This window comes from Alcanivorax sp. HI0083, from assembly GCF_001635175.1.
Window position 1 is genome coordinate 1 of the sequence record NZ_LWFX01001019.1, and the last position, 12,883, is coordinate 12,883.

Genomic DNA, 12,883 nt, shown 5'->3' on the forward strand with positions numbered 1-12,883 from the left:
TGATCACGGTGATCAGAAAGGCGGCGGTTTTCCCGGTACCGGTCTGGGCCCGCCCAATGGCGTCGGCGCCAGCAAGTGTGTGGGTCAGTACTTCGGCCTGGATCGGGGTGCAGTACTGGAAACCGGAATCAGCGATACCGTGCATCAGGTCCAGGTGCAGGTCGAAATCGTGAAAGCGGCTCTCGCCTTCCTTTTCCGGTACCTGAAATTGCTCCAGGCTCCAGGAGCTTGCCTTGTCTTTTTGCATGTATTCGCTCAGTCTGAATGCGAGAGATTTTGTGAGTGCAGTCGCCTTGCGTTCCTGTCTGGCAGGGCCTTGGAGGCGTCTCCAAACATCACAGTGTAGAAAAAATAGCCAGCGCTGTCAGAGGATGTTTGTTATGGGCTTGCTTCGCGGCGTTATTGTAGTGTTTTGGGTGGGGGTACTGTTAGCCATTTTCATGGATTTACCCGCTCCCTTTGACCGCCTGCTCATTATCGCCGGCTCGGTGGTGGCGATTCTGCATGCGCTGGAATGCCTGGGCTTTGCCCTGTGGTTGCGGGGCAAAGGCCTGTTTCACTGGCGTGATGCCTTGATGACCATGATATTCGGTGTGATTTACCTGAAGCCGAGAATGCGCAGGGTTCGCCGCGCTCGGGCCTGAAACCGTCGTTTCTTACCCAAACACCAGCACCCGGTTATTGGCGGGCATGGCATGGTCTGCCAGACATTGTCGGCCGTGGCGGGCAAATTCCTGCTCTATCCATTCCTTGTCGCGGATGCCCCGCTGTGGATCGGCAGCTTTTAGCCAGTCTTCAAACTGCCGGTTTGAATCACTGGTGAACTGCCCGTCGTAGTTGAAGGGGCCGTAGACCAAGAATAATCCTGTTGTGCTGAGTCGTTGGCAGCCTTCGGCGATGCAGTGGGCGACCAGCGGTTGCGCCATGATGTGGAAGGTGTTGGCGGTGAATAGATAATCAAACGGGCCAGCGGGCCACTCGCCGGTGACATCCAGCGCCAGGGGCGGCTTGGCCGGGTTTGGTGTTTGGCTCAACCAATGGTGAATAGCGGGCAGGTTGTCGGGTACGTCAGAGGGTTGCCATTGCAGATGGGGCAGCTGTGCGGACAGCCAGGCGGCGTGTTGCCCGGTGCCGGCGCCGATTTCCAGCAAGGTGCCGGGGGCCTGACAGTGTTGTTGCAAAACCTGAAGGATGGGGCCTTTGTTGTTTTCGGCCGCCTGGGAGAAAGGAACCTCTGAGGGTGTCATGGCTACTCCTGTGAGTGAGTGGCCATGGCACCATCAAAGGCTTTTTCTGGCAAGGGAAAAGCGTGACTCCCTGGCTGTTACTTCTTGCTCATGTACTTCTGGCCCATAGCGACCAGCTTCTGGTAGCTGGTGGGCAACAGGCGTTGCATGGTGTCGACGGCAACCGCATCTGAGCCAATCAGAACACGACGCTTGTTGGCGCGGACACCCTTGAGGATGGTGCTGGCGGCTTCTTCCGGCGTTGTGCGGAACATTTTCTCGAAATCCTGGATGGATTGCTCCTTGCTGGCACCGGTGATGCGCTCAACGCCATCGCTCATGCGCGCGGCCTTGGCAATGTTGGTCTTGATGCCGCCCGGGTGAATGGAGGTGCAGGATACCGGGCTGCCTTCCATTTCCAGCTCGATGCGCAGGGATTCCGTGAAACCGCGCACCGCGAACTTGGCCGCGTTGTAGGCTGACTGGGTGGGGATGCCAACCAGGCCAAAGATGGAGGAGATGTTGATGATATGCCCTTCACCGGCCTGCTTCAGGTAGGGCAGAAACGCTTTGGTGCCGTAAACCACGCCCCAGAAGTTGATGTTCATCAACCACTCGAAGTCGTCGTAGTTCATGTCTTCCACGGTAGCGCCCAGCGCTACACCGGCGTTGTTGAAGATCATGTTGGCCTGGCCAAAATGGTTGACCACATCATCGGCGAAATCGTAGAACGCCTGGCGGTCGGCCACGTCGAGAATCTTGGTCATCAGGCGGTCTTCGCCGAGGTTCAGGTTGTTGGCGGTTTCTTTCAGGCCGGCTTCGTTAATGTCCGAGATAGCCAATTTTGCGCCAGAGGCGGCCAGTTCCATGGCCAGGGCACGGCCGATGCCGGAGCCGGCACCGGTGATGACGGCAACTTTATCTTTGAAATTCTTCATGATGGCTCCTGTATCCGCTCCCGCAGGAGAGGGCATGTATAAGCGTGTGGCAAGTTGAAAGTTCAAAGTTTAAACGCGCGAGAGAGGTTGTCAGGGCCCGCGTCGCCATGTCAGGTAGCAGGCCGTCGCGGCTTTTCGCGGCCGTCGATCCGTTCGGTTGGTACTGACCTGCCCGCACGTTCAACTTTGAACTTTTAACTTTCAACTTAAGTTGGCGACCGAGTGTAGACACTTTGTCACTGCAGAATGGGCCAATCTTGTCAGACAAGGTGCTGGTGTCGTGGCATTGGCGACGCGGTGGGCTGTCGCTGCGGTCTAGCCTTGGTTACAGCGATGGTTGGGGGCAGCTGTCACTCAGCGGGGTTGCGATCGCTTCCCGGCTTTGGCGGACCAGGTTTTGTAGTTCAGCGTCACTGTTGCCAGTCACGCTGAGTGGTGGGTGCAGAATAAGGCGGGCGCTGGCACCGGGGTGAAGCCGCAGGGTGCCGGCGGGCAAAATGTCGAAGGTCCCTGACAAGGTGACCGGCAATACCGGCATGCCCAGTTCCTGGGCCATTTTGAACGCGCCTTTCTTGAAGGGTTTTAATTGCCCGTCGCGACTGCGGGTGCCTTCAGGAAAGAACAGCACGCTGGCGCCGTTGGCCAGCCGTGCGCGGGCCGCATTGAGCGATGCAATGGCAGCTTCGGTGTTGTCGCGGTTGATGAAAACATGGCCGAGTTTTTCACAGCAGATGCCAATAACCGGGATTTTGCGCAGCTCGTGTTTCATCACCCAGCGAAAATCCACGCCCAGGTAGCCATACAGGACAAAAATATCGAACTGGCTAAGATGGTTGGCGACGATCACGTAGCTTTGCCCGGGCAATAGATGATGGCGCCCATGCACATCGACGCGCACGCCGCTATAAAGCAGGCAGAGCTTTGCCCAGGGAATGGCGCTGAGTTTGGCGACCTTGTCGGCTGGTAGAAAGGGAATCAGCAGTAGGCAGGTCAGCCCCGCAAGCACAGTGGTGGTCACCATCAGGGGTACAAAAATCAGCCAGCTATAGAGAAAGAAAAACAGCCTTGTCATCAGATGCCGCTCTCCGGATTGTGCGCAGATGAAAGCCTATAGTAGCGGAGGGCTGGCCGAAAATGACAGGTAGATAAGCACTTTGTTACGTTTTGATGGTGCCCCTTTACGGGGCGGGAGCAGGTGATGGAGCGGCTTGCGGGCTGGCATCTTGCGGGCGGCCGGGGCCATGCAGATCAATGTAGTCGTAATAATGGTTCTGGTACTCCGGCTTGTTGACGATGCGGCGAAGGCGCTCAAGTGTGAAATAAGGCGCATCGCGGAGCAGAATATTGGCAATCCAGGCGGGGATGTAGCCGCCTGGATCCAGGATCAGTTCATAGGTCATTTCCACTTCGTGGTTGCCCAGCCGGGTGAAGCCCAGCAGCCCGGTCATTTCCGGGAAGCGGATGTAATTATTGTTGGGGGGCAAGGCATCGGGCTGGTTAATCAGCGTGATCATCACCGATTCCGGCTCGGTATTCAGGGTCTGTGTCACTTTGGCCCGCAGCACCGCTTCCCGGTCGGCCAGTGGCCAGGGCAATTGGGTGGTAAAGCGCAGCTGCCGGTCCAGGGGGCTGGTGCGACCGAATTCTTCTGCGCTATCGACAAAGTGAAGCCACTTGGGGAACGAAGGATAATCGTTCAGCAGGGCGACCAGAGAATATTCGTCGTTCAGGGTGAAGCGGGTGATGCCACGAAACGTTTTCAAACGGGATTCGTCCCGGTGTTTCATGTACACCTGGATGTCATTGCGGTCACTGACCAGTGTCCAATCGGGGTCAATATCACTGGATACCGGTGCAGACCATGCCGGGGAAAAGGCAGAGAACAATGCAGAAAGTGCAAGCAGAAGCCAACTGAGGCAAAAAGGTCGAAGCCTGTCCATAGGGGGCGAAGAGTCCTTGTTCGCTATTCTTGGAATTGATTTGGGCCTATAACGCGACGTCATTATGACATTATCATTATAGGCCTGAACACATTTTGACCGCTTTGCCCTGTGGTTTCTCCGCGCTAACTGACAGTCGGTGCGGCAAATACGCATTAACGGCAGGCAATTTTGTGAACGGCTGCTAGACTGTCGCCCGGCGTGTTTTGTGCCAATCAATCACCCAATAACAAGCATTTGCATATTCCTGTTGTGACGATTCCCTATGCTTAAGCGAGCGTTTCATCTTTTGGTCGGCGCCGCCTTGGTGGCCGGTTATTTTGCGGCAACACCGGCACGGCTCTGGCAGCCGGCCCCATCATTGCTGGCGGTGGCGCCGGCCCCGGTGCCTTCGGATTCCCAGTGGCAAACCCGGTTTGCGTCCGATGCGGATACCCGCATGGTGCATGCGGCGTCCATGGTGGAATTGCCCGACGGCCGTTTACGTGCCTTCTGGTTTGCCGGCACCCGTGAGGGGGCGGCAGATGTGTCGATTAATTCCGCCACCTTTGATCCCGCATCCGGCGCCTGGTCCGACGAAACGGTGTCCGTGACCCGCGAGCAGATTTCCCGGGGCTGGGGGCGACATATCCGCAAACTGGGTAATGCGGTTCCGGTGCTGGACGATGACGGCCACATGCGATTGTTTGTGGTGGCAGTGAGTTTCGGTGGTTGGGCGGCCAGCCGTTTGGTGGTGATGGAATCCTCAGATCTGGGGGCCAGCTGGGACTTCGAGACGGCACTGGTGGCGACCCCGTTCCTGAATATCAGCACGCTGGTCAAAACCCCGCCAATCCATTACAGCGATGGTTCTATCGGGTTGCCGGTCTACCACGAGATGATTGGCAAGTTTGGTGAAATCCTGCGCCTGGATCGGGATAACCGTATCCTCGGCAAGGCCCGCATCGGCCATGGGCGCAAGGCCATTCAGCCGCTGGTGTTGGTGGACGACAGCAACCACGCGGTCTCTTTCCTGCGCAATGAGAACGAGCCGAACAACGGGTATTTGTATCAGTCTTCCAGCAGCGATGGGGGCTGGCGCTGGTCACCGTTGGAATATGCGCCGGTGGATAACCCCAGCTCAGCCGTGGGAGGTGTCGCCATGGGGCCGGGGCACTGGCTGGTGGCGACCAACTGTAATCGTGAAGAGCGCGATGACCTGTGTATTCGTGAAACCCGTGATGCCGGGCAGCATTGGGAAGATCGCTGGTTTTTCCATAATCGTGAGCAATGGCGGGGCAGTGCATTGAAACCGGATGCGTTTGCTGACCTGATCGATGATGAATTTGTTGGTGAAGCGATCCCTGAGGACCAGCGCCTGTTCCTGGAGCGGGTAAAAGCCAACAAGTGCGAGCCCGACCGAGGGTGTGAGTTTCAGTACGATTACCCCTACATGGTGCGTACCCGTAACGGGGACCTGCATTTGCTATACACCTGGAACAAGACGGCGATCCGCCATGCCTGGCTGAAAGCGGATGCCTCTGAGGGCGGCGCGTCGCAACAACAACCAGAACAGGGAGCTCGATAATGTCACTTGATCTGGTGATTTGCGCACTGGTGCTGGTGGCGGTGCAGTTGCGTATCAGTGCCAACCTGTTGTCCTTGCGCGGGCGTGGGGTTCTGGCCGGCCTGGTTTTTGTCTGGTCCCTGTTGCCCTACCCGTGGGGTCCAGGGGCCTGGGTGCTGAGTTATCTGGCCGGTTTCAGTATTTCTTCCGGCCTGCTGGCGGTGTTGGCGATTCAGCATCGTGTTGCCGGGCATTACTGGCTGCCGGTGCGAGAACTGCGCACGGCGTGCCTGATGCTGGTATTGATGGCGTTGTGGTTCTACCCGATGAGCATGGGCTCCAGCTATGCGGATCCCTACGCGCTGGGCTTTGGCCATTTCGGGTTCAGCACGGCCCTGTTGCTGGTCGGTTTGCTGGCGTGGGTCATGCGAGCCTATGCGTCCTGCCTGATTCTGGTGGCGGCCCAGTGCGCCTTTGGCGCCGGTTTGCTGACCAGTGACAATCTGTGGGATTACCTGATCGACCCTTGGCTGGTGTGTTGGGCGGCAGGTTGGTTATTGCGGGACCGGCTTCTACGGGCACGGGCCATGCCCGCGCCACAGCCATCGGTTCAGCCTTCGGAGGCGGGTAAGGACGCAGGCGGTGCCACCGAGGCGGCGGGCCAGAGCAGCGCCACCAGGTAGCCGACCAGGAACATCAACACGTTGCCGATCAGGCCGGTGTAATACAGATCGAAGGGGGCGCTGAGCGCCTCCGGCAGAAGCTGGTTATTGGTCAGAATCGTCCAGCCGGTGAATACTAGCGTGCAGCCGATGCCGCACCAGGCTGCTCGCGCATTTCCCTTCTTGCTAAAGAACCCCAGCAGATACAAACCCAACATGCCGCCGCCCAGCAGAGACACCAGAATGGTGGAGGTATCCTGCAGTGTTTTTGTCTCCGCCTGGTTCAGCCACAGCGCGCCGAGAATCATTAACCCGGTAACGGCGATGGCGATAGCCCAGGCCACCTTCAAATAGTGGCGATCATCGCGGCCGGGGCGCAGGTGGCGTCGATAGAGATCCACCACGCTGACCGTGGTGATCGAGTTGATGCTGGAATCCAGAGAGCTCATGGCTGCCGCCAGGGCTGCGGCGATCACCAACCCGGCTACGCCGGCGGGCAGGTAACCGGTAATGAAATGGGGCATCAGGGTTTCCGCCCGGGCATCGCCGGCCAGAATGGCGCTGGCGTGCGGGTCCGGGTATGCCTGAAAGAACACCCAGAGCGCGGTGCCCAAAAACATATAAAATGCCCAGATTGGCAGTGCGGTGAACAGGTAGACCCAGAGCCCGCGTCGCGCTTCTTGGGTCGATTGAGAGGCGCAATAACGCTGCACGGTGTTCTGATTGCTGGAGTATTCGGTGAGCCAGTTGGTCAGCCCGATCAGCAACATCATGGTGGCGGTTTTTTCGCTCAGGGAGAACGACCAGGAGGTGTCACCCGGGGCGCCGTTTTCCCACGGTGCCAGCGCAAATTTGCCGGCATTGCCGGCCTGCTCGAAGACCTGATTCAGACCGCCGGGCAGTGCATCCAGTATCACCCACAGGCAGATGATGCCGCCGAGCAGCAGAATCACGGTTTGCAGCACATCGGTCCAGATCACCGCATCGATGCCGCCGATCACGGTGTACAACCCCACAAAGAGGCCACCCAGCACAATGGCGGTGGCGGGGGACAGGTCGGTGACCTGTTGAATCAATAGTGACAGCAGCCACAGGATCATGGCCAGGCGCACCAGCTGAGCCACGAGAAAGGCCACGGCGCCATACACACGAATGGACGGGCCGTAGCGTTGCTCGAGAAATTCGTAGGCGCTGGTCATATTGCCGCGCCGGAAAAACGGCAAGAACACGAAAGCGGCCACCAGCATGGCGGGCAACAAGGCCAGGTTGGGGAGATAGCGAAGCCAGTCGGTCTTGAAGGCGTCGGCGGGGTAGGCCAGGAAGGTAATGGAGCTGATGGACGTACCCACCAGAGACAGGCCGATCACCCAGCCACGGAAGCGGCGACCGCCCACAAAATATTCTTCGGTGTTGGTGTTACGGCGGGAAAAGTAGAGGCCGATACCCAGCACCACACACAGGTAGCCGGCGAGGACCACCCAATCAGCCGTTGCTAGTGTCATTATTGTTATTCCGCTGCAGGCAATCAGGTGGCACGCAACACGCCGCCGCGTGCAGCCTGTCGCGTGCCGCGTGATGTGACTTATGTTGCTTTATTGCTCGATATAAACGTTATCGGCCTGTTCCCCGCGGTCGGACATGCGGGTATCGAAACGTACCTTGGTGCCGGTGCGCAGGCTGCGGCGGCCGCCGTTCTGTACCGCTTTGAAGTGCACGAACAGCTCTTCGCCGCTGTCGGTAAGAATGAAGCCGAAGCCCTTGTTGGGGTTGAACCACTTCACTTCACCGCGCTGCTGGCCATTGCTGCCGGGCAAAGAAGGCAGGGGCAGGTTGGCTGGCACCAGCTTGCTGAAGGGAATCAGCGGCAGCAGGTAGGCGAGGACCGGGATCCACAGCCACGCCTGGTGGGTGAAAACGGTATTGCCATGGCTGGCTACCAGGCCGGCCAGGTAGAAGAACACCGCCACATGCAGCGGCAGCCGCTGGCGCCCGCCAAGCAGGCAGACCAGATTCACGGCAGCGGCCAGCAACAGGCCCAGGCCGGTTTGTTGACTGTGGATGTTGGAAACCTGAATCATGGCCAGGTTTTCGTGGATGGTCACCAGGGCCATTTCCGGCGCAAACAGAAGCCAGGCGCCAGGGATGGCCAGCAACAGGGTGACGATGACGTAAAAAATAGTCAGCGATTTAGAGACATTCATGGAATTGACGTTACCTTGTTTAAGCAATGAGTGATAAAAGTAAGGATAAAAACCGCCAGATGACGAGGCGGTATTGCGCGGTTAAGGTGCCCGGGTAAAACCCCCGTTACCGTTGCCCTTTTTGTTGGCAGGGCTTGCCGGTAATGACTGTCAGGCGCCGCACAATCCGGGCATTGTACCCAAGCTGGCGGTGAAACTCATGTTGGAGTCATTTTGACGTCATATCCATTCCTGAACCCGGCTTTTTTTCAGGCGTTGCAGCAGTGCGGCGCCACCACCCCCGAGACCGGCTGGTCGCCCTGCCATGTGGAGCGTGAAGGTGCCTGGTTGCCCTTGTACGGGCGCAATCATTCCCGTGGCGAGTACGTATTCGATTTCAGCTGGGCGGACGCCTATCAACGCCATGGGCTGGCTTATTACCCCAAACTGGTGACCTCGGTACCGTTCACGCCGGTGGTGGGGCCTCGCTGGCTGGGCGACTGGAGCCCGGACGCGCTTTGGCAGGCGGTAAGCGAGCAAATGACAGCGCAACAGGCCAGTGGCTGGCACTTGTTGTTTCCAGACCAGCTAAGCCGCGAGGCGCTGGTGGAGCTGCCCCTGGTGTCCCGTCAGGCCTGTCACTTTCGCTGGTTCAATCGTGACTATGCCGATTTCGAAGGGTTTCTGGCCCGGTTTCAGTCCCGCAAGCGCAAGAATTTACGCAAGGAGCGGCGGCGAATTCAGGAGCAGGGTATCCAGGTAGAACGGCGTCGAGGGGCTGAGATCCAGCCGGATGACTGGGCCTTTTTCTACCGTTGCTATGCCAGCACGTACCTCAAGCGCGGGCAGATGCCGTACTTGAACGAGGCCTTTTTCGCGACGGTGGCTGAGCAGCAAGGGGACCAGCTGATGATGGTGCTGGCCCGGGATGGCAACACCCAGGCACCCATCGCGGCGGCCCTGTATTTCTTCGACGATACCCAGCTTTACGGCCGTTACTGGGGCTGCCTGCAGGAGCGCGATTGTCTGCATTTCGAAATGTGTTACTACCAGGGCATCGAGTTTGCCATTGAGCAGCAGTTGCAGGAATTTGATCCGGGCGTGCAGGGCGAGCACAAGATTCTGCGCGGCTTCGAGCCGGTGATTACCTGGTCAATGCACCATTTGCGCGAGCCTGCGTTTCAGCGGGCGATCGGGGATTTCTGTGAGGAAGAGGCGTTGCATGTGCAGCGCTATCAGGACCAAGCGCGGACGTTGCTGCCTTTTCGGCGCGACGGCGTATAACGCCGGGAATCGGCAGTCTGATTCAGGCGGCCAGCTGCTTTTCACGCTGGTACAGCAACGCCATGGTGACCTTGTCACACAGATCTGCCTGGGGATGATCCGGGGATTTCGGGCCCAGGGTGTCTGTCACGTCTTCCAGGTCGCAGTTTTGCGGATCGTTCAGGTCGGCAAAGAATTCCCAGGCATGGCCGCGGTGGTCCACCAGGGTGCCGGTGTAGATGCCCTCATCGAAACGGCATACAGAGGAAAAGACCGTTTCATCCAGCGCAAAGCCTTGCGCATTAACCCAGGCGGACAGGGCCGGGTCCAGGCTGCCGTTACGAACCTGTTCGGTGGCGTGAGCCACAGATTCCCAAGTATTGCGGGTGCTTGCTTTACTGAATTTCATTGTCTCGTCCTCGTCCCATGAGGTTGATCGTCCGTTAAAACGTGATGCCAATCACAAATATGCCGATCAACGGCAGTGTTTCGGAGATGTTCGTATTCTGCCCATACTTTCCCGTCAATGCATAGGGAAGTTGCTCCGATAGCTGTAAGTTAAAACTGACAATTTGAAGCAAATTCAGTGTTTTGCATAACCGAGGGTGCCCATCAGTAAAACTGACGGAATCTTGTCGGTGGGCGATCAGGGCAATGGTGGCACGGCCCGGTCTGCCGTAGACCTGAAAGGGTTCAGCTGGCGAACAGCGGGGGTAGCGGGCACTCGAGCAGTGCTGCGATGGTTCGCAGTAGTTCGGCTTCCTGCACTTGCACCTTGCCGTCGGCCAGCACCAGGTCGGCGGCGGCATCAATGACCGGCCCCTTGAGCAGGGGAGACAGGTCGGCCAGCCGGTCTACGGCATGGCCGAGCTTGTGGCTGCCGCAATGGGTCAGGGGCAGCAAGGTGCGGCCGGCGGGCAGCAGTCCATGGGTACTGCGTTGGAACAGTGTTCGGGCCTCTCCATCTTCAGCGCCACTGGCCCAGGTCAGCACGGAAAACAGCAGTTGCAGCTCGGCGGCCAGGGCGCCATAGCGGCGGAAGCGGGTGCGGCGGTTCTTGCCGGATTGCTCGCCCAGTTGCTGGTGGGCCAGTCCCACCAGCGCCCATTCGAAAAAGGTGTAGCGGTTATCGACCTCGATCAGTGCCGTCAGGTGCGCAAGGATGCGGGCACGGTTATCGGCGGGCAACGGTTTGAGGACGGGCAAGGCCAGATCAATGAGCGGCAGACGCAGGCGCGAGCCCAGAGCCCTGATTGTCTCGCTTAATGTCACCAGGGCCTGGCGTTCGCCGCTGACGTTCAGTGCATCCAGCAGTGATTCGGTGTCGCTGGTCGAGGTGCTGAGGATCAAGGCGTAGAGCACGCTTTCTGCCGATTGGGGCGAGCGTATCTGGCGCCGAAGATCCTCGGGAATGGCCTCCAGCAGGCTGCGGGCATAGCCCATATCCGGTTCGCTGACGGTGCCTACCCTTTGTGAGGGAGGAAGAGACGTAGAGTGTGCCGGAGCAGCGGCGGGCGGCGGGCTGGAGTCCTCTATTGGACTACTGCCACCGGCGAAGGCAGAAGCCCCCTGTGGAGCGACAGGGCCAGCCGCTGCTGGGCTTTGTGGGCCATGAGTGCTCGTGTCCCGGGCACGGCTGCGGGCGCGGGCCACCCAGTCGCTACCTATGGCGGACAGGCGCTCATCCAGCGGTGGGTGGGTGCCCAGCAGGTTGCGCAGGCGAAAGTGAAGGGTTTCCCCGAAGCACATGTGGCTCATGTCTTCCGCGTGGGGCGTGGCCAGGTGGGAGCCGTCGCCGTTGCGTATTTTGATTAGCGCGCCGCCGAGCCCGGCCGGGTTGCGGGTGAACTGCACGGCAGAGGCGTCGGCCAGCAGTTCCCGTTGCCGGGAAATGGCGGCCTTGATAAGACGACCGAAGAACAGGCCCACATAGCCGATCACCATCAGGGCCAGGCCGGCAAACATCAGCCCGCCACCGCCCTTGCGGTTGGATGATGAACGGCTGGAAGAATGGCTGAAGGAGGAGCGGCGTTGCCCGCGAATCAGGTACTCACCTACCTTGCCCAGCGCGAGAATGCCCGCCAATACCGCCAGCAAGCGCAGATTAAGGCGCATGTCGGCGTTGAATATATGGCTGAATTCGTGGGCGATGACGCCCTGCAATTCATCCCGATTCAGTTCATTGAGCGTGCCCTGGGTGACCACCAGTACGGTTTCCGAGGGTCGAAACCCGGCCACGAAGGCGTTAATGGCGGTTTCCTTGTCCAGCACATAGAGCTGGGGAGCAGGAATGCCCGAGGCGATGCTCATTTCCTCGACCACATTGATCAGCTGCTTTTCACCAGTAGCAGTGCTGTCCATGGTGATATGGCGCGCGCCGAGCATCTCGGCCAGCCCCTGGCCACCGTTGCGCAGTTGCCAGAGTTTTAGCAGGCAGCCAAACAACATCACGGCGAGCGTGAGGCCGGTAATCCAGTGGATGAAAGGGTGGGTAAACCACTGGCTTGGCGACACGGTCTGAAAATCGCCCCAGAAGAGCGCCAGCAACACCGCCAGATTCACGCACACCACAATGGCGATGACCGCGAGGATGAAATACAGAACCAGAAGCCCGGTTTTGCGCCGGGCCCGTTCCTGGTGTTGGAAAAAATCCATGGTAAGGCCGGGTTAGAAGCTGACGTTCACGGCCTTGCGTGCCTGCTCACTTTCGATTTGCAGCAACTTGGCTTCGCTAAAGCTGCCGAATAACCCACCAATGAAGTTCTGCGGGAATTGTTCGCGGTAGGTGTTGTAGTTCATCACGGCGTCATTGAATGCCTGGCGGGCAAAACCGATGCGATTTTCGGTGCTGCTCAGCTCTTCCATCAGCTGGGCCATGGTGTCGTTGGCTTTCAGGTCCGGGTAGTTTTCACTCAGCGCAAAGAAGTTGGCCAGTGAGCCGGACAACAGGGATTCCGCCTTGCCAAGTTGCGTCACGGCGCTGGCGTCGTCCGGGTGGGCGGCGGCGGCCTGTTTGGCGCTAACCGCCTGGTTGCGGGCCTCGATGACCTGGGTAAGCGTCTCTTTCTCGTGGCTCATATAGCCTTTGGCAGTTTCCACCAGGTTGGGGATCAGGTCGTGGCGGCGCT

General features: G+C 58.9%; 14 protein-coding genes. 4 read left to right on the forward strand and 10 right to left on the reverse strand.

Annotated features, from left to right (window positions below):
• Positions 1-247: DEAD/DEAH box helicase (locus A3754_RS12655; RefSeq protein ID WP_156496971.1), on the reverse strand; the 247-nt coding region annotated here is incomplete at its 3' end.
• 133 nt (positions 248-380) lie between these two features.
• Between A3754_RS12655 and A3754_RS27700 the strand changes: the two genes are divergently transcribed.
• The gene (locus A3754_RS27700; RefSeq protein ID WP_063519979.1) at positions 381-644 is read left to right on the forward strand and encodes a DUF1145 domain-containing protein; all 264 of its coding nucleotides are present in this window, start codon (positions 381-383) and stop codon (positions 642-644) included.
• 12 nt (positions 645-656) lie between these two features.
• Here the strand turns inward: A3754_RS27700 and A3754_RS12665 are convergent, their stop codons facing one another.
• The 4 genes from A3754_RS12665 to A3754_RS12680 form a co-directional block, all read right to left on the reverse strand.
• A complete protein-coding gene (locus tag A3754_RS12665) occupies positions 657-1,247 on the reverse strand; it encodes a DUF938 domain-containing protein (RefSeq protein ID WP_063519980.1) in 591 nt (196 codons plus the stop codon).
• 77 nt (positions 1,248-1,324) lie between these two features.
• Positions 1,325-2,164, reverse strand: a complete 840-nt coding sequence (locus tag A3754_RS12670; RefSeq protein WP_063519981.1) for an SDR family oxidoreductase — start codon at positions 2,162-2,164, stop codon at positions 1,325-1,327.
• Positions 2,165-2,489: 325 nt separating this feature from the next.
• Positions 2,490-3,236 carry a 1-acyl-sn-glycerol-3-phosphate acyltransferase gene (locus A3754_RS12675; protein WP_063519982.1) on the reverse strand — a complete coding sequence of 249 codons (747 nt, stop codon included), beginning with the start codon at positions 3,234-3,236 and terminating at the stop codon, positions 2,490-2,492.
• A 106-nt stretch (positions 3,237-3,342) separates the two neighbouring features.
• A complete protein-coding gene (locus A3754_RS12680) occupies positions 3,343-4,050 on the reverse strand; it encodes an START domain-containing protein (RefSeq protein WP_082872499.1) in 708 nt (235 codons plus the stop codon).
• Positions 4,051-4,369: 319 nt separating this feature from the next.
• On the opposite strand from A3754_RS12680, the gene A3754_RS12685 reads away from it, so the two are divergent.
• Entirely contained in the window at positions 4,370-5,671 is a 1,302-nt protein-coding gene (locus tag A3754_RS12685; RefSeq protein ID WP_231880612.1) for an exo-alpha-sialidase, read from the forward strand.
• Positions 5,671-6,333, forward strand: a complete 663-nt coding sequence (locus A3754_RS12690; protein ID WP_063519984.1) for a hypothetical protein — start codon at positions 5,671-5,673, stop codon at positions 6,331-6,333. The genes A3754_RS12685 and A3754_RS12690 overlap by 1 nt, the downstream gene beginning before the upstream one ends.
• Here the strand turns inward: A3754_RS12690 and A3754_RS12695 are convergent.
• Positions 6,261-7,814 (reverse strand): sodium:solute symporter, encoded by a 1,554-nt coding sequence (locus A3754_RS12695; RefSeq protein ID WP_063519985.1) that lies wholly within the window; start codon positions 7,812-7,814, stop codon positions 6,261-6,263. The genes A3754_RS12690 and A3754_RS12695 overlap by 73 nt on opposite strands.
• A 90-nt stretch (positions 7,815-7,904) precedes the next feature.
• A complete protein-coding gene (locus A3754_RS28780) occupies positions 7,905-8,513 on the reverse strand; it encodes a cold-shock protein (protein WP_082872292.1) in 609 nt (202 codons plus the stop codon).
• Between the two features lie 213 nt (positions 8,514-8,726).
• Here A3754_RS28780 and A3754_RS12705 point away from each other — a divergent pair, with 213 nt between their 5' ends.
• Positions 8,727-9,776 (forward strand): GNAT family N-acetyltransferase, encoded by a 1,050-nt coding sequence (locus A3754_RS12705; protein WP_063519986.1) that lies wholly within the window; start codon positions 8,727-8,729, stop codon positions 9,774-9,776.
• 22 nt (positions 9,777-9,798) lie between these two features.
• On the opposite strand, the gene A3754_RS12710 is transcribed toward A3754_RS12705, so the two are convergent.
• The 3 genes from A3754_RS12710 to A3754_RS12720 all read right to left on the reverse strand — a co-directional run.
• On the reverse strand, positions 9,799-10,164 hold the full coding sequence (locus tag A3754_RS12710; RefSeq protein WP_063519987.1) for a hypothetical protein: 366 nt from the start codon (positions 10,162-10,164) through the stop codon (positions 9,799-9,801).
• 284 nt (positions 10,165-10,448) lie between these two features.
• The gene (locus A3754_RS12715) at positions 10,449-12,410 is read right to left on the reverse strand and encodes a M48 family metallopeptidase (protein WP_063519988.1); all 1,962 of its coding nucleotides are present in this window, start codon (positions 12,408-12,410) and stop codon (positions 10,449-10,451) included.
• A 12-nt stretch (positions 12,411-12,422) separates the two neighbouring features.
• The coding region (locus tag A3754_RS12720) for a LemA family protein (RefSeq protein ID WP_063519989.1) at positions 12,423-12,883 on the reverse strand (461 nt) is incomplete at its 5' end.